Origin of the sequence: Nocardia sp. NBC_01388, assembly GCF_045040085.1 — a bacterium.
In the GTDB taxonomy this organism is placed as follows: Bacteria; Actinomycetota; Actinomycetes; order Mycobacteriales; family Mycobacteriaceae; genus Nocardia.
On record NZ_CP109553.1, the window covers coordinates 3,479,250 to 3,494,843 of the forward strand.

General features: G+C 65.9%; 16 protein-coding genes. 8 read left to right on the forward strand and 8 right to left on the reverse strand.

Going from position 1 to position 15,594, the window contains the following annotated elements:
- Positions 1 to 23: 23 nt before the first annotated feature.
- The gene (locus OG716_RS17165; RefSeq protein WP_327145595.1) at positions 24 to 311 is read left to right on the forward strand and encodes a hypothetical protein; all 288 of its coding nucleotides are present in this window, start codon (positions 24 to 26) and stop codon (positions 309 to 311) included.
- Here OG716_RS17165 and OG716_RS17170 read toward each other — a convergent pair.
- Entirely contained in the window at positions 308 to 1,498 is a 1,191-nt protein-coding gene (locus OG716_RS17170; protein ID WP_405138573.1) for a PucR family transcriptional regulator, read from the reverse strand. The two genes, OG716_RS17165 and OG716_RS17170, sit on opposite strands and share 4 nt — an antisense overlap.
- Before the next feature lie 187 nt (positions 1,499 to 1,685).
- On the opposite strand from OG716_RS17170, the gene OG716_RS17175 reads away from it, so the two are divergent.
- Complete coding sequence (locus tag OG716_RS17175; RefSeq protein WP_355120400.1) at positions 1,686 to 1,967, forward strand: hypothetical protein; 282 nt, start codon at positions 1,686 to 1,688, stop codon at positions 1,965 to 1,967.
- 22 nt (positions 1,968 to 1,989) lie between these two features.
- On the opposite strand, the gene OG716_RS17180 is transcribed toward OG716_RS17175, so the two are convergent.
- From OG716_RS17180 to yajC, 5 genes are all read right to left on the reverse strand, one after another.
- Positions 1,990 to 2,562, reverse strand: coding sequence for an adenine phosphoribosyltransferase (locus OG716_RS17180; RefSeq protein ID WP_405138574.1), 573 nt, complete (start codon positions 2,560 to 2,562; stop codon positions 1,990 to 1,992).
- A 36-nt stretch (positions 2,563 to 2,598) separates the two neighbouring features.
- The gene (locus OG716_RS17185) at positions 2,599 to 4,251 is read right to left on the reverse strand and encodes an ABC transporter substrate-binding protein (protein ID WP_405139725.1); all 1,653 of its coding nucleotides are present in this window, start codon (positions 4,249 to 4,251) and stop codon (positions 2,599 to 2,601) included.
- 182 nt (positions 4,252 to 4,433) lie between these two features.
- Positions 4,434 to 5,657 (reverse strand): protein translocase subunit SecF, encoded by a 1,224-nt coding sequence (secF, locus tag OG716_RS17190; RefSeq protein ID WP_405138575.1) that lies wholly within the window; start codon positions 5,655 to 5,657, stop codon positions 4,434 to 4,436.
- Between the two features lie 2 nt (positions 5,658 to 5,659).
- Positions 5,660 to 7,399: a protein translocase subunit SecD gene (secD, locus tag OG716_RS17195; protein WP_405138576.1), complete on the reverse strand. Its 1,740-nt coding sequence runs from the start codon at positions 7,397 to 7,399 to the stop codon at positions 5,660 to 5,662.
- Positions 7,400 to 7,496: 97 nt separating this feature from the next.
- A complete protein-coding gene (yajC, locus tag OG716_RS17200) occupies positions 7,497 to 7,901 on the reverse strand; it encodes a preprotein translocase subunit YajC (protein ID WP_355120406.1) in 405 nt (134 codons plus the stop codon).
- A gap of 165 nt (positions 7,902 to 8,066) precedes the next feature.
- Between yajC and OG716_RS17205 the strand changes: the two genes are divergently transcribed.
- Both OG716_RS17205 and OG716_RS17210 read left to right on the forward strand, forming a co-directional pair.
- Positions 8,067 to 8,987: a helix-turn-helix domain-containing protein gene (locus tag OG716_RS17205; RefSeq protein ID WP_405138577.1), complete on the forward strand. Its 921-nt coding sequence runs from the start codon at positions 8,067 to 8,069 to the stop codon at positions 8,985 to 8,987.
- A gap of 1 nt (position 8,988) precedes the next feature.
- Positions 8,989 to 9,519 carry a dihydrofolate reductase family protein gene (locus tag OG716_RS17210; protein ID WP_405138578.1) on the forward strand — a complete coding sequence of 177 codons (531 nt, stop codon included), beginning with the start codon at positions 8,989 to 8,991 and terminating at the stop codon, positions 9,517 to 9,519.
- Between the two features lie 51 nt (positions 9,520 to 9,570).
- Here OG716_RS17210 and OG716_RS17215 read toward each other — a convergent pair whose 3' ends face one another.
- Positions 9,571 to 11,064, reverse strand: a complete 1,494-nt coding sequence (locus OG716_RS17215) for a flavin-containing monooxygenase (RefSeq protein WP_405138579.1) — start codon at positions 11,062 to 11,064, stop codon at positions 9,571 to 9,573.
- A gap of 57 nt (positions 11,065 to 11,121) precedes the next feature.
- On the opposite strand from OG716_RS17215, the gene OG716_RS17220 reads away from it, so the two are divergent.
- The 4 genes from OG716_RS17220 (at position 11,122) to OG716_RS17235 (ending at position 14,426) form a co-directional block, all read left to right on the forward strand.
- Complete coding sequence (locus tag OG716_RS17220; RefSeq protein WP_405138580.1) at positions 11,122 to 11,793, forward strand: TetR/AcrR family transcriptional regulator; 672 nt, start codon at positions 11,122 to 11,124, stop codon at positions 11,791 to 11,793.
- Positions 11,794 to 11,875: 82 nt separating this feature from the next.
- A complete protein-coding gene (locus OG716_RS17225; protein WP_405138581.1) occupies positions 11,876 to 12,436 on the forward strand; it encodes a DivIVA domain-containing protein in 561 nt (186 codons plus the stop codon).
- A gap of 79 nt (positions 12,437 to 12,515) precedes the next feature.
- Positions 12,516 to 12,962, forward strand: coding sequence for a hypothetical protein (locus OG716_RS17230; RefSeq protein WP_405138582.1), 447 nt, complete (start codon positions 12,516 to 12,518; stop codon positions 12,960 to 12,962).
- Between the two features lie 147 nt (positions 12,963 to 13,109).
- Complete coding sequence (locus OG716_RS17235; protein ID WP_405138583.1) at positions 13,110 to 14,426, forward strand: DUF2254 domain-containing protein; 1,317 nt, start codon at positions 13,110 to 13,112, stop codon at positions 14,424 to 14,426.
- Positions 14,427 to 14,430: 4 nt separating this feature from the next.
- Here OG716_RS17235 and OG716_RS17240 read toward each other — a convergent pair whose 3' ends face one another.
- Positions 14,431 to 15,567 carry an ABC transporter substrate-binding protein gene (locus tag OG716_RS17240; RefSeq protein WP_405138584.1) on the reverse strand — a complete coding sequence of 379 codons (1,137 nt, stop codon included), beginning with the start codon at positions 15,565 to 15,567 and terminating at the stop codon, positions 14,431 to 14,433.
- Between the last annotated feature and the right edge of the window lie 27 nt (positions 15,568 to 15,594).

Below are 15,594 nucleotides of genomic sequence, written 5' to 3' on the forward strand. Positions count from 1 at the left end.
CACACATCGGGCATTCCTCCTCAATGCCGTACGTCACGCGCAACGAGGCCACCGCCGCCCGAATCATCGGCGGGGTCGGAGCACTGTTCGCCCTCATCGAGGGCGTGTATATCTTGCTGCTGGTACTGGGAGCCGATCAGGCCAATCGGTTCTTCGTCTTCATCAAGTCATGGGCCGAGCCCCTGGCACTGTTCTTCCCGGGACTGTTCCACACCGGCAACGGCACGATCGACATCATCCTGAATTATGGTCTGGCGGCTATCTTCTGGCTCGTTGTCACCGGTTTCATCGCCCGCATGGTGGCCCGCTAGAGGTCGGCGGCGGCGAGGTCGAAGGCGGTGAGCGCCGCGGCGAACAGCGGCGCGTGCTCGGACCGGCCCGGGTCGTAGCCGGTCAGGGTGGCAATGCGGTTCAATCGGTAGTTCAGTGTATTACGGTGCACCACCAGGGACTCGGCGGCCGCGACCCGATTGTGGTCGTGCGTGAGATAGGCGCGCAGGGCCTGCATGAGATGCGGGTGCGCGGTCAGAGGATCGAGTAGGCCGAGTAGCCAGGCGCGGGCCGGACCCGGCCGCGCGAACTGGTACTGCAGCGCCAGATCCGCCATGCGATACACACCGGTCGGCCGGCCCAATCCGATGGCCAGGCGTGCGATCTCACCAGCCTCCTCGGCACGGGCCGGAATATCGGAAACCAGTGCGGCGGTGGCTGTTCCGGCGATCACCCGCACACCTGCCGCGGCGGCGATACCCGCGATCGCGGCATCCAGGCGCGCACCCGGTTCGGTCGCGGGCACCAGCGCCCAGCCGCCGGACCGATCCAGCACCGTCAGGGCCTGCGGGGACAGCGCATCGATCTCGCCGTGGATGACCCGCATGGCGGGCCGGATTCCGTCCGTGGCGGGACCTTCGGAGGTGCGCAGCGCGAGTACGTGATAGCGGCCGAGCGTGATACCGAAGCGCTCGGCCAGCAGTTCCGCGGGCTTGCCCTGCAGGAGCGCCTGCGCCAGTGCGCGTTTCACCTCCCGCTGCTCCCAGTGCAGATCCTGGCGCTCGCGCAGATAGGACGCGGCGACGCCGGGCACCACCGCGCCCAGATAGCCGAGCAGCTGCGGCACGGCAGCGATCAGCGCATCCCGCTGCTCCGGCGTGCGCGCCCCGGCCGCCATGAAGTTCCAGGCCGCCACCGCGCCCCGGTGGTACACAGCCAGCACCGCATCGAGCGGAATGCCCTCGCGCGCACGGCGTACCGCCGCTTCGATCATCTCGTCGAGGTCACCCGCGCCCGGTTCCCGCTCCTCGCTCAGCAGGCGCACGAACAGGCGCAGATTGTCCTCGGAGCGCCGGATCAGGTCCTGTTCCACCCGCTCGGTGGGCAATTGCTCATAGTCGGGCACCGCCCGCACCACGGCGGTCATCATCTCCCGCGCCACCTCTGGCAGGTGGGCGGTCAGGAATTCTGTGAACGGTGCTGCCGACTCCCCCGGTGCAGTACTCATCTCGATATTGTGAGCGCGAACGAATCCGCCTGCACGGCAAACGGACACAGCAGGGCAATCCGGATAGCAGGCTGCTCACATCCTGTCATCCGAACAAACTGCACGCCCGCATAGTTTTCCGCGACCGACCGGTTCGCCCGTACCGTTTCGAACAACGCAGACAGGGCATTACCGCTCCATGCCCTATATGTACGACACTTACCGCGAGAGCGCCGCCGCCCGATTGATCGGCGGCCTCGGCGCTCTCTTCGCCATCATCCTGGTCGTCTATATTCTGCTGCTGGATTTCGGCGCGGATCAGACCAACCGGTTCTTCACCTTCATCAAGTCGGTGGCCGAACCACTCGCCCTGTTCTTCCCCGGCCTGTTCCACACCGGAACGCCCCATCTGGACATTGCCGTGAACTACGGTCTCGCCGCGCTCTTCTGGCTGGTCGTCACCGGGATCATCGCCCGCATCGTCGCCTGACCGGCGACGGCACGGGCGCGGATCAGAGCTTGACGATCGAGGTCAGCGGGTAGTCGCCCTGCTTCGATCGGCCGTCGAGGAAGCCCAGTTCCAGCACCACGGCCGTGGCGATGACCTCGGCACCGGCCGCCTGGAACAGCGCCGCCGCGGCGGCGAGCGTGCCGCCGGTGGCGAGGACATCGTCGAGCAGCAGCACCCGGCGACCCTTCAACTCGATGCCGTCGGCCGGGATTTCCAGTGCGGCCGAACCGTATTCGAGCGTGTACTCACGGCTGATGACCGGCGGCGGCAGCTTGCCCGCCTTGCGCACCGCCACCACACCGGTACCCAGCACCGCGGCGACACCCGCGCCCAGCAGGAAGCCGCGCGCGTCGATGCCCGCCACCAGATCCGCGTCCGGTGCGCAGGCGGCGAAGCAGTCGAGCACCGCGCGGAAGCCCTCGGCATCGGCGAATACCGGCGTCAGGTCGGCGAAACGCACTCCGGGAGTCGGGAAGTCGTCGTGCCAGCGGGTCAGCCGCTGTACGGCTTCGGCCGCTCGGGCAGTGCGCTCACCGACGGTCTCGTCGGTGTCCACCATTCCATGCTTGCTCATCTACACCCGCTCCTCTTCACCACGCCACCGCGGTCTTTACCGCTCCAGCACCCAGCGATCCATATTCCAGCCCGCACCAGCCTTGGTGGGGCTGGCGACGCCGTTCCGCATGCCGTCACCGAACGCGATGGTGCGCGGGGTGGCGAACAGGGGAATCGACGGCATCTCGTTCCACAGCAGGTTTTCCTGCTCGTTAAGCAGGTTCAGCACGGTGGTCGAGTTGTCCTCCGCCGCAAGCTGATCCGCGATGGCATCGTAGCGACCGTTGCCGTACCTATTGAAATTCAGGCCCTGACCTGTGTGCAACGCCGCAATCGCGTCGGTGGCCGACAGCGATCCGGAAGGCCCCGGCATGGCCGCCGCACCACCCAGAACCGCATCCACCTTGCCGTCGGTGAGCTGCTGCGCCGAGAAGTCCGGCGTGCCCGCGTCGACCACGGTGATGCCCGCGCCCTTGCAGGAGTCGGCGATCATGGCGACGGTCTGCGCGCGCCGATCGTCCGGGCGCAGATAACCGATGCGCACGGTCTGATTCTGCAGACCGGCCCCACCCGCGGCCTGGGTGGCCGCGGCGACATCGGCGTTCTTGTACTTGTCGGCGGCACCGGAGATCGCCCCGTAGTACAGCGAATCCTGCGGCACGGTACGGGAATTCAGCGGACCGGAGCCGAGGCCCGAATCCACCTTGAAACCCGGGTGGCCGAGCTTGTCGAACAGCGCCTGCCGCGGTACGCACAGGGCGAAGGCGCGCCGCGCCGCGGCACTGCCGAAGACGCCACCGGTACTCAGCACCAGTTGCTCCACGCCGCGACCGGGATAGTTCTCGCCCGAGAACCCGCTCGGAGTGCCGTCACCGAGCGCGCCCGCGCCCACATCGAGCACCCCGACAGCCTTGGCCGAGACCTTGGCCTTGAGATCGGCGTTCTTGTCCCACACCACAATGCGCGGCGTCTTGGCCGGATTACCCCACCAGTGCTCGTTCTTCACCAGCACCAGACCGTCCTTGTCATCAAAGGATTCGATCCGGTACGGGCCGGAGGACGGCAGCACCGTGACGTTCAGCTTGCCGGGGGTGAGCTTCCAGCCGTTGTTCCAGAAATCGGCGATGCGCTCGGCGGTCGCCTGATCACCCGATTGCAGGGGCGCCACCACATTCGGCGCCTGCACCGCCGTGGCCACGACATGCGCGGGCATCAGCTCGGAGGCATTGAACAGCGTCTTCCAGGCCGAATAGTGCCGGCCCGGCCGGAACACCACAGTGGCGTCCTTGGATCCGGGCGTGCAGTCCACCCGCTCGATATCGGCGTATCCGGCGGTACTCGCGGCATCGAACATCGGAATCGGGCCGCCCGGACCGGCTTTGGTGAACCGGCCGCTGCGCGCGGCCCACGCCATCACCAGATCGTCACAGGACGTGGGCGTGCCATCGGAGTACTTACCGTCCGGATTCAACCGGTACTGGATGGTCTGGGCATCGCCCGGAACCTCCTTGGCGGTACCGGTATCGGTGTCCGCCACCGGCTGCCCGTCCGGACCGGTGTAGAAGAACCCGGTCAGGACGCGCGAGAACACCGCCGCCGCACCACTTTCGGCGCCCAGCGTGCTGCCGCCGTTGTAGCTGGCGACCACGGTATCCACGCCGTACCCGATGGACGGGACCTGATTCTTCCCGGCGCAGCCCGTCACCATGCCCGCGGCGACAGCACCCGCGAGCACAACGACGGCACCGCGGCGAGCCGCGAAATAACTACCGCGGCGAGCCGCGAAATAACTACGGTGGCGAGCCGCGAAATAACTACGGTAGCGAGCCGCGAAATAACTACGGTAGCGGGCCTTCTGGTTGACCACCGACGGCAACCCCCTGCGCATGGTCAGTGCCTCTTCTTGGTTCGTTTCCCGCTCGGCCGAGTTCCAGGTCGCGGTCCCTCACCACCGCGCGGACGCGATGCGGAGGCTTCGCGCCCGGCACCGACGGTGACGGGACGGCTGGCCGCATCCGCGCGCTGCGCGGCCGCATCGGTCGCCCGTCCGGTCAGCGCACCGCTGCGGCGCGCGAGCACCTTCTTGGTGTGCGCGGCCACCGGGCCGAAGCGCTCCTTGATGGTCACCAGTAGCGGCACCGCGAAGAAGATCGACGAGTACGCGCCGACGATCATGCCGACCAACTGCACCAGCGCCAGATCCTTGAGCGTGCCCACACCCAGCAGCCAGACCGCGATCACCAGCATGCCGATGATCGGCAGGATGCCGATGACGGTGGTGTTGATCGATCGCATGAGCGTCTGGTTGGCGGCGAGGTTCGCCTTCTCGGCGTAGGTGTGCTTGGTCAGGTTCAGCACGCCGTCGGTGTTCTCCTCGACCTTGTCGAAGACGACGACATTGTCGTAGAGCACATAACCGAGAATCGTGAGCAGGCCGATGACCGCCGCGGGCGTCACCTCGAAGCCGACGAGCGAGTAGATGCCCGCTGTCACAACGAGGTTGAAGAACAGCGAGCCGATGGCCGCGATCGACATATCGCGTTCGAAGCGAATCGCGATGTAGATCATCGTCAGCAATACGAAGACGCCCAGCGCCAGCAAGGCCTTGTGGGTGACCTGGCCACCCCAGGTCTCACTGATCTCCGCCGTACTGATGGCGCTCATATTCGGCTGGCCGTTGGAATCCTTCGGCTTGAACGCGGTGAACAGTGCGTTCTGCAGCGTGTCGGTCTGCTCCCGGGACAGCGTGTCGGAGCGGATCTGAATGGTCGCCGCCGAACCCGAACCGACCTTCTGGACGGTCACGGCGTCATGGCCGAGGGCCTGGTTGTAGACCTTCTCCACCTGTGAGGTGGTGACACCGTCCGCGGGCAGCTGGATCCGGGAACCACCGGCGAAGTCGATGCCCAGGGTGAAACCGCGAATCGCGATGCTCAGGATGGCGATCAGCAGCAGGACCGCCGCCACACCGTAGAACAGCTTGCGCCGGCCGACGATCTCGAATCCGCCGGTGCCGGTGTAGAGCCGTTCGAACAGGCTGTGTTTCTTGGTGCTCTTGTCCGACTCGTAGTCGAGTTCGGAATCGGTATCGATTACGGAGCTGGTATCGCGCATGATCACGCCTCCTTCACCAGAACGCCGGACGCCACCTTGCGTTCACGGGCGAGTTCGGTCACCGCACCGAGACCGTTGACCGACGGCTTCGCCCAGAAGGCCGAGCGCGACGCCAGCATCAACAGCGGCGAGGTGACCAGGTACAGCACGATGATGTCGAGCACCGTGGTCAGACCCAGGGTGAAGGCGAAGCCCTTCACCTGGCCGGCGGCCAGCAGGTACAGCACCGCGGATGCGATGAGGCTGACCGTCTTGCCCGACAGGTTGGTGCGCTGCGCGCGCTTCCAGCCGCGCGGCACCGCGGATCGGAAGCTCCGGCCACCGCGCATCTGGTCCTTGATGCGTTCGAAGAACACCACGAACGAGTCGGCCGTCAAACCGATACCGATGATCAGACCCGCGATACCCGCCAGGTCCAGGGTGAATCCGATGCCCCGGCCCAGCAGCACGATCAGCAGATAGACAGCCACACCTGCCGCGACCAGTGAGAACCCGGCCAGGAAGCCGAGCATTCGGTAGTAGAGCAGGCAGTACAGCAGCACCGCGATCAGGCCGACGGCGCCCGCGATCAGGCCCGCGTGCAGGGAGGACAAACCCAGTGTGGCCGAGACGGTTTCGGCCTCGGAGGTCGCGAAGGACAGCGGCAGCGACCCGTACTTGAGGGTATTGCCGAGCTCCTGCGCGGTGGACTTGTTGATGCCCGTACCGGAGATGGAGGTGCTACCGCCGTACTGGCCACCCTGCTGCACGACCGGTGCGCTGACGACCTTCGTATCGAGCACGAACGCCAGCTGCTTGTTGTAGAACTCGGTGGTCAGCTTGCCCCAGGTGTCCGCGCCGCCGGACTTGAAGTCCACATTGACGACCCACTTGGATTCCTTCTGCTCGAAGACTCCGGAGGCGTCCTTGATCTCCTGGCCGTCGAGACGGCTCTTGTCCAGCAGATAGACCTGGCTGCCGTCGGTGCCACAGGCGACCAGCGGCAGGTTCGGATCGTCGTTGCCCTGCAACGGATCCGGCTTGGTGCAGTCCATGGTCAGCATGGCTTCCTGCTGAACCGTCTGATCGGTGCTCTGCCGCAGGGCTTTTGCGGCGGCGATCTCCTGCTGGGTCTGCTGCGGTGACGCGGGCGTCGGCGCCGGCACGGGAGCCGAGGGCGTGGTCGGCGCCTGCGCCGGGAACACCCGGTTCTGCGCGGCCGGGGCCTCGGAGGTGGTCGGCGGCGTCTGCGAATCGCTCGGCACCACGGTTTCCGCCGGCGGTGCGGCGGGCTGCTGCTGCCCCGCGGCCGGCGACTGCGGCGCACCAGGCTGCTGTGCGGCGCCGGGCTGCTGGCCCACCGGCTTGCCGTCCTTCACCTGCGGGGCGATGGACTGGATCACGGGGCGGATGTACATCTTGGCGGTGGTGGCGAGGGCCTTGGCCTGCGCGCCGTTCTCACCCGGGACCGTGATCACCAGGTTGTCGCCATCGATCAGGACCTCGGAACCGGAGACACCCAGGCCGTTGACACGCTGCTCGATGATGCTCTGCGCTTGGCGCAGACTGTCCTGGCTCGGTTTCCCGCCGTCCGGGGTACGCGGCGTCAGGGTGACACGGGTACCACCCTGTAGATCGATGCCGAGTTTGGGGCTGGCGGATTTGTCACCGGTGAAGAACACCAGGCCGAACATCACGGCCACCAGTGCGGCGTAGACGCCGAGCAGACGCAAGGGATGCGCCGTTCCCTGGGAAGGTGGCACTGTACTTATCTCCTAGGCGGATTCGAGGTGGAACGAGCGGGCACACCGCAGCGCCGTCTGGCCACCGGATCGCGGAGGCCGGCGGCGCGCGGGAATCTCAGTCCTTGGACAGCCGGGGGGCTTCGTCGGCGTTCTCGGTGGCAGCATCGGACGTGGCCCCGAGGGCGTTGCCGGACTGCGCCTCCAGAGCATGGTCGGACTCGGCTTCCGGAGCGGTGTCGGCCGACCCTTCGGTCGTGGCGTCGGCATCCTCATTGCGGATCTCGCGAATGCTGGCACGCAGCCAGGTGGTGACGACGTCCTCGGCGATCTCGAGATCCACGGAGGTGTCATCGGCCTCGACCACGGTGCCGAACAGGCCCGACGTGGTGACGACGCGGTCACCGACCTTCAGGGTGTCCTGCATTTCGATCACCTTGGCCTGTTCCCGCTTCTGGCGGCGGACGCCCAGGAACATCGGGATGAGCAAGGCAACCAGCAGCAGCGGCAGCAGAAGGTCCATCGTCGAAGTCAGCCCTTAATTTGAGTGGTCGAGTGGTCGTTTCCCAGACAGTCTGCCAGCTGAAGCTGAGATAGGCCGCGCCGACCTGTACTGGATTCGCCCAGGGCGAAGGACACAGCAAGTTCGATCAAGCGCCGCGGCGGGCGGTCCGGCCAGACTGATCGGGTGCACATCGGACGGGATCGGCTCCGCGAACTGCTGGACGCGGTACTGGCAGAGGACAATTCGACGCTCGGCGATATGGCGGCAGGCGCCTATGCCTCGCCGTTCCACTTCTCCCGGCAGTTCGCCCGCGGCACCGGCGAATCCCCGGTGGCGCTGCGGCGACGAGTGCTGCTGGAACGGGCGGCCTGGGAGCTGAGCCGGGGCGCGCGTGTCACAGACGTGGCATTCGCGGCCGGATACGAATCGGTGGAGGGGTTCAGCCGGGCATACAGCCGCGCCTACGGGCATCCGCCGAGCAGCACCGGCCGCGAACGGGCGGCCAGATGGCTACCGGCGGTGAACGGCGTCCATTTCCATCCGCCCATGTCGCTGTGGGTGCAGAGCGAACCGAAAGGACGGGCCGATATGGATCCGACCGCGATCATGCTGCATCAGGATCTCGATGACACCCGGGAGCTGTTGACTCTCGCGGCCGGACTGAGTGCGGACCGATACCGCCACGTACGTGCACCGGGATTCACGGTGATCCCGTGGTCCGGCGCCGAGGAGTCGCTCGCCGCGGTGCTGTTGCAGCTGGTGTGGACGAAACAGGTGTGGCTGGCGGCGGTCGAGGGCGCGGACAGTCCCGAGCAGCCCGGCGACGATCCGGCGGCGCTGCTCGAATGCTTCGAGGAGATCGGTCCCCGGTGGCTGGCGACGGTGCGCGAGATCGATCGGCGCGGAGGCTGGAACGACACCCTCATCGACGCGCTCTGCGATCCGCCGGAGAGTTTTGTGCTCGGCAGTGTGATCGCGCACGTACTCACCTATTCCGCACACCGCAGACTGCTGGCACGGCAGTGGCTGGCCAGCGAATTACCCGACACCGCAAGAGAACTCGGCCACGGAGATCCGATCACGTGGCTACGGCAGAGAGGCTGAGATGTCCTTCACCACCTATTACACCGCCAGCAGTCTCGACGGATTCATCGCCGACGCCGAGCATTCCCTGAGCTGGCTGCTCTCGCGCAAGAGCGACGGTGACGGGGCGATGGGTTACAACGGGTTCATCGCCGAGATCGGCGCATTGGTCATGGGCGCCAATACCTATCAGTGGCTGCTCGACAACGCGCCCGATACCTGGCCCTACGACATGCCGGCGTGGGTGATCACCCATCGCGAGTTCCCGCCGCAGCCCGGCCGGGATATCCGCTTCACCAGCGCATCGGTACCGGCCGTACATGCGCAGATGACAGCGGCGGCCGGGGACAAGAAGCTGTGGGTGGCGGGCGGCGGCGATCTGGCGGGGCAGTTCGCCGATCACGGACTGCTCGACGAGATCGTGGTGTCCTTCGCACCCGTCACGCTGGGTTCGGGTGCACCGCTGCTGCCGCGGCGGCTCGAGCTCACGCCCATCGAGGTCGCATCGAACGGCGAACTCGCCTGCGCCCGTTATGCGGTCGTGCGCGACTGACAGCACGCGGCTCCGTGCCCGGCGATCATCGCCGGGCACGGAGTACTCGGCTCAGGCCGACTGCGTGCCGTAGGTGTAGTCGTCGAGCGGGAAGGTCACCGCTTCGCGATGCGCGTTCAACGTGCTGGTGGGACGCAGCAGCGCCGCCTCACCGTGCTGGTTGTAGTAGTAGCTGCGCGCGGTGGAGCACTGGCCGCTATAGAACACCGAGGAATCCAGCTTGTCGGTGACCCGGTCCAGGAATCCGGTATTGGCCTGCTCGGTGACCTCGAAGACCTGCTCGCCGCGACGGTTCATCTCACCGAAGAGCCGGCCCATATGCTTCATCTGGGCCTCGATGGTGGTGAAGTAGGACAGACCGCTGTAGGAGTACGGGCTGTTGAGGCTGACGAAGTTCGGGAACTTCGGCACGGTGATGCCCTCGTAGGCCTGGAAGCGGTTGTCGCGCCAAAACTTTCCGAGGTTGACGCCCTCGCGGCCGATGATCTCGATGGCCGGGAAGTTCACATCCCACAGGTTGAAGCCGGTGGCCAGGATCAGGGTGTCGATCTCGGTCTTGTTGCCGTCGGCGGTGACGATGCCGTCGGGCTCGATGTGGTCGATGGAGTTGGTCTCCAGACGCACATGCGGTTCGTTGAAGGTCTTGAAGTACAGGTTCGAGAAGGTGGGGCGCTTGCAGCCGAAATCGTAATCCGGCGTGAGCTTCTTCCGAGTTTCCTTGTCCTTCACCGAAGTCCGCAGATGCGCCTTGGCCAGCGCGGCGGCGGCCTTGTTCAACGGCTTGGCCTGCTTGAAGTGCAGCACACCGACGACCATGAGGGCCTCCAGCGCTGTGGTATTGGCCAGCCGGGCGGCCTTCTGCGTCAAAGGAACCCGCGCGAAGAGCGACTGCACCGACTTCGAGATGGCGACGTCGACCTTGGGCACCACCCAGATCGGGGTGCGCTGGAAGACGGTGAGCGCCTGCACCTTCTTGGCGACCTCCGGAATCAGCTGCACGGCAGTGGCTCCGGTGCCGATGATGGCGGCCTTGCGATCGGTGAGATCGAAGTCGTTCTCCCACCGGGTGGTGTGGATGATCTTGCCCTTGAAGGTATCGATCCCCGGGAACGGCGGCGTGTACGGCTGCGACAGGAAGCCGGTGGCGGTCAACAGGTAACGGCCGGTGAGGGATTCGCCGTTCTCGATCGCGACGACCCAGTGCTGCTGCTCTTCGTCCCAGCGCGCTCCCCCGACCACGGTGTCGAAGCGCATGCGCCGGCGCAGGTCGTACTTGTCGGCCACGTGCTCGGCGTACTTCTTGAGCTCGGCGCCCGGCGCGAACAGGCGCGACCAATTCGGGTTCGGCTCGAATGAATAGGAGTAGGTGACCGAGGCGATGTCCACGGCCAGGCCCGGATAGTGATTGACGTGCCAGGTGCCGCCGAGGTCGTCCTCGCGCTCCAGGATCACGAAATTGCTCAGACCGAGCCGATCCAATTCGATGCCCGCGCCCATGCCGCCGAAACCCGCACCGACCACGATGGCGTCGTACTGAGGTGCCACGCCGAACCTCCCTGAAAACTGCGGCTCGCAAGAGCCCTGTGACTCAGTTGTCACGGAATGACATCTCATTCCGTTTGTGAACACCGTATCATCGGCCTGGTGACGAAGCCATCCTCCCGAGTCGAACGGCGCAAGGCCGAGCTCCGCCAGGAGATCATCGATACCGCGTTCGCCTGCTTCGCCGAGCGGGGCTATCACGCCACCGGCATTGCCGATATCGCCAATGAGCTGGGCATCGGGCACGGCACCTTCTACCGGTACTTCGCCAATAAGCGCGACATCATCGATCACGTCATCGATGATCTGGCCGCCCGCATCGTGGAGGCGCTGGGCACCGAGAACGCACCCGACGCGGCTGAGAGCCTGGAGGCGTACCGGGGTCAGCTCGAGCGGATCGGGGTGGCACTCAACAGCATCTTCCTCGAGGATCGCCGGGTGGCGCAGCTGCTGCTGTTCCAGGCCACGGGCATCGACGCCGAACTGACCATGCGGTTGTACGGATTGCTCGATACCGCGGACGCATTGACCACCGCCTATCTGGAACACGGTGTGGAACAGGGGTATCTGCGCGCCGATCTGGACACCGTCAATACCGCGAAGGCCGTCACCGGCATGCTGCTGGCGGCGATCCTGCACGGGCTGCGCAATCCCGATCTCGACCAGGCCGCGATCGACGGTCTCACCCAGGCCATTCGGCGGCTGCTCATCGACGGTGTGCGCAAGGACTGAATCCGCCACGCGCACACGGACTCACCCGACAAAGCGGACCCACCAGGGGCGGCGACGATTCGGACATGAGCACATTGGCACAATGACCGACGTGACCCCCGAGGACGTTCGCCGCAGGCACTTCGGCACAGCACCGTTCGGGCACCACGGCTACCATCCGGCCCAGGTGGATGCCTTCCGAACACGTATCGCCGACACCATGATCGGTCATGATCACCTCAGCACCGCCGACATCCGGCTGGTCGAATTCGACGACGCTCCGCGCGGGCATCGCGGCTATGACATTCAGCAGGTGGACGAATTCCTGGATCAGGCCTGTCTGGAATTGGAGTTCGTGCGCCGCGGCCGCCATCGGGTGCCGACGGGTCGCGACCGGGATCGCCTCACCGTCGATGATGTACTGCGCGTCCAGTTCTCCGCTCCCCCATTCGGCCTGACCGGTTATGCGGCCGAGGAGGTGGGCGCCTTCCTCGATCGCCTGGCGGCCACCCTCGCTCACGACGGGCCGAACGGCCTCACCGCGGAAGATGTGCGCGGCACGGCTTTTCACACCGCGCCCGGCGGTACGGCCGCCTACCACCGCGAGGAGGTCGACGCCTTCCTCGACCTGGTGGCGCATCAGCTGGAGAAGACCTCGCGCTGAGTCTGGGGAACATTTCTCGTTGGCGCGACCATCGATCTCGGAGTAGCGTTGGTCTCACCAACGTTTCTTGGAGGTTCTCATGACCCAGAATTCCGCGCCGCGGCCGAGCCTCGGCCGCGCACTCGGCGAAACCGCGCACCGGATCAAAAAGCTGCACGACCGCGCGCTGGCCGACCAGCACGCCGATTTCCCGACCTGGATGCTGTTCACGCTGCTGAGTGAACAGGGTCCCGTTCTGCCCCTCGCCGTAGTGGTGGCCGAGCTGGATCAGCGCATGGATCTGCCTCGGCCACAGGTCATCAGCCTGCTGGAGCGCATCGCGCCGACCGGCGACATCGTGTTCGACACGGCCGCCGCGACAGTGGAGCTCACGGCCGCGGGCGCGGCACACTTCAAGCAGATGTACACCCACGCAAGGCAATTGACCGATGCCGCGCTCGCCGATATCGATCCGGACCTGGCCGAGGCCGCGATCACCATGCTGCTGCGGGCGGGTGAGCGCGCGAGCGCACTGCTCGACGCATAGCCCCGACTACTCGGCGAAAGCTGTCGGCACGGATCGCGGAGGGAGCGCTCATGTCTCCCTTCCGCGTTCCGCGCGTATACATTTCATCCAGGTACGGCGGGGAGTGTGGCCGGCACGTCAACTCATCGATCCAGCTGGAGGCGCACCGTGCGCGGCATCAATCCCGAATGGGACCGGCGGCGGGACACGCTGCGAACGAATCTGTGGTTCGTTCCCACCATCGAAGTGCTCGCCGCGGTAGCGGTATTCGTCCTCACCTACGGCCTGGACCGGGCGACGTTCCGCGGTGAGTTCGGGATTCCCTCCTGGGTGATCGGCGGTACGCCCGATGCCGCGCGGCAGGTGCTCACGGCGATCGCGGCCGCCATCATCACGGTGGTCGGCGTGGTCTTCTCGATCACCATCGTGGCGCTGACGCTGGCCTCGACGCAGTTCGGTCCGCGCATGCTGCGCAACTTCATTCGCGATCGCGGTACGCAGCTGACGCTCGGCACCTTCGTGGCGACGTTCGTCTATACGGTCGCGACGCTGGTGGTGGTCGGGCCGGAGTTCGTGCCGCACATCAGCACCACGGTGGCGATCGCCTCGCTGGTGCTCGATCTGGTGGTGCTGATCTACTTCATCAATCACATCGCGCAGGAGATCCAGCTGCCCAGGGTGATCGCCGGGATCGCGCGCGATGTCTCCCTCGCGACGGCGGCCTATACCGACGGCATCGCATCGAGCACGGGTATCGAGACCGGGCCCTCGTCCGCCGAATTGCTGGCGCTGATGGCCGAATCCGGTGGTCCGGTGCGCACCGCCACCAGTGGATATCTGCAGTACATCCGCTATGAGAAGCTGGTTCATATTGCCGAGAAGGCCGATGCGGTCATCCATTTGCCTTATCGCCCAGGACATTTCCTCACCGAGGGTCAGGTCATGGCGATGGTGTGGCCGGCCTCGGCGGCCGAGGTGGTGGCGGTCAAGCTCGATCGAGGTCATGTGGCCGGGCCGACACGCACTCTCACCCAGGACATTTCCTTCGGCATCGACCAATTGGTCGAGATCGCGCTGCGGGCGCTGTCCCTGGCGGTCAATGACACCTTCACCGTGATGACGTGCATCGACTGGCTGGGTGATTGCCTGTCCCGGCTCGCGGTCTCCTGGGATCCCCTGCCGGTGCGGCGATCCCGTGACGGGCAGATCCGGGTGATCGCCGAGCAGGTCAGTTATGAACGCCTGGTGCAGCGTTCCTTCGAGAAGATTCGGCAGGCGGGAATCGGTATGCCCGCCATTATGATTCGCCAGCTCGACGCGCTCACCCAGATCATGGATCGGACGAGCGCGCCGGAGCGGCAGCGGGTGCTGTTGGATCAGGCGGCGATGATCGAGCGGTCCGTGGCCGATTCGGTGCCGGAGCAGTCCGATCGCGACGATATTCTGCGCCGCTGCCAGGCTCTGCGCGAGCGCGTCACCGCCTGAGCACTCAGCCCTGGGTCTTCAATCCCTTTGCCGGATCGATGAATTCATTGGTGACCAGATCCTTGGCGGCGAGACCGTCCGGGACCTGCTGACCCTGACTCTTCAGGATCGGGGTGACCGCCGCGATGACACGGTCGATGCGGGCGGTGTCGAAATTACCGAGGGTATTGCCGGGGCCATTGGCGATGATCTTGTCCGCCAACTGGACCTTGACGGAGTCGGTATTGGCCGCCGCGGTCATGGGCGGGCCGTCGGGGATGGCCTGCGAAATGTGCAGCAGGGCCTGGTTGGTGGGTTCGGGGTTGGCGGCGTAGTCGATCTGGGCCTGCTGCAGCATGGGGACGAGCTTCTGCAGGCAGGGGCGGAGCTTGTCGAGTTCCCCGGTGCGCACCGACCACTGATGCGGGTAGATCTCATAGCCGGACCGGGACACCAGCAGGCTGCCGGTGGGCTTCTGCCAGCCCTTCACATCGTGTTCCCAGCGGTAGGGCTCATTGGAGACGTAGCCCTGCTGCATGACTCGGCCCTTTTCGGCGACGAAGCGGCTGGGGGTGCCGTCGTAGGAGGCGTCGAGCTGCTCCTTCTTCACATCGCCATTGGCGACGAGGTAGTCCATATAGGGCTTGCCCTCGGAGTACAGGATCGGCGCACCGCTGGCGGCCACGTCCTTCCACGAATTGATGTGGTAGGTCGCGGGATCCCACATGATGACCTGCGGATTGGTCTGCAGCGAGGCGAAGACGCCGGTGAGCGGGAGTTTGGCCTCGGCCCGGATCTGCTCGTCGGTGGGCACCAGGCCCAGGGTGATGCTGGTGTCCTGGTACATCTGGGCCGGCACCGGCTGGCCGCCGAGGAACGGACCGCCCAGGCGCACTTCGACATTCACGCCGGTATCGCCGAGCGGGCCGACGTACGCGCCCTTCTTGGCCTCGACGGTGCCGTTGGGGCCGACGAGCTGATAGGCGGCGGCGCGCTCGGGAGTGGCGTACCAATCCGTCTGGATCACCACGGTGGCCGGGCATACACCGGCGAGGACGCCTTGACCGGTCGGCTTGGGCGAGGAGGAGCTACCGCCGCAGGCCGCGAGCACAAGGCTGAGGCTGCCCGCGAGCGCGGCAGTGGCGAGGAGACGTTTCTTCACGAGATTCCTTGGTTGTCACAGAGGGGT

Coding starts and splice junctions, on each gene's coding strand:
- OG716_RS17165 (WP_327145595.1), top strand. CDS start 24: ATGCCGTACGTCACGCGCAACGAGGCCACCGCCGCCCGAATCATCGGC.
- OG716_RS17170 (WP_405138573.1), bottom strand. CDS start 1,498: ATGAGTACTGCACCGGGGGAGTCGGCAGCACCGTTCACAGAATTCCTG.
- OG716_RS17175 (WP_355120400.1), top strand. CDS start 1,686: ATGTACGACACTTACCGCGAGAGCGCCGCCGCCCGATTGATCGGCGGC.
- OG716_RS17180 (WP_405138574.1), bottom strand. CDS start 2,562: ATGAGCAAGCATGGAATGGTGGACACCGACGAGACCGTCGGTGAGCGC.
- OG716_RS17185 (WP_405139725.1), bottom strand. CDS start 4,251: ATGGTGACGGGCTGCGCCGGGAAGAATCAGGTCCCGTCCATCGGGTAC.
- secF (WP_405138575.1), bottom strand. CDS start 5,657: ATGCGCGATACCAGCTCCGTAATCGATACCGATTCCGAACTCGACTAC.
- yajC (WP_355120406.1), bottom strand. CDS start 7,901: ATGGACCTTCTGCTGCCGCTGCTGCTGGTTGCCTTGCTCATCCCGATG.
- OG716_RS17210 (WP_405138578.1), top strand. CDS start 8,989: ATGTCCTTCACCACCTATTACACCGCCAGCAGTCTCGACGGATTCATC.
- OG716_RS17220 (WP_405138580.1), top strand. CDS start 11,122: ATGACATCTCATTCCGTTTGTGAACACCGTATCATCGGCCTGGTGACG.
- OG716_RS17225 (WP_405138581.1), top strand. CDS start 11,876: ATGACCGACGTGACCCCCGAGGACGTTCGCCGCAGGCACTTCGGCACA.
- OG716_RS17230 (WP_405138582.1), top strand. CDS start 12,516: ATGACCCAGAATTCCGCGCCGCGGCCGAGCCTCGGCCGCGCACTCGGC.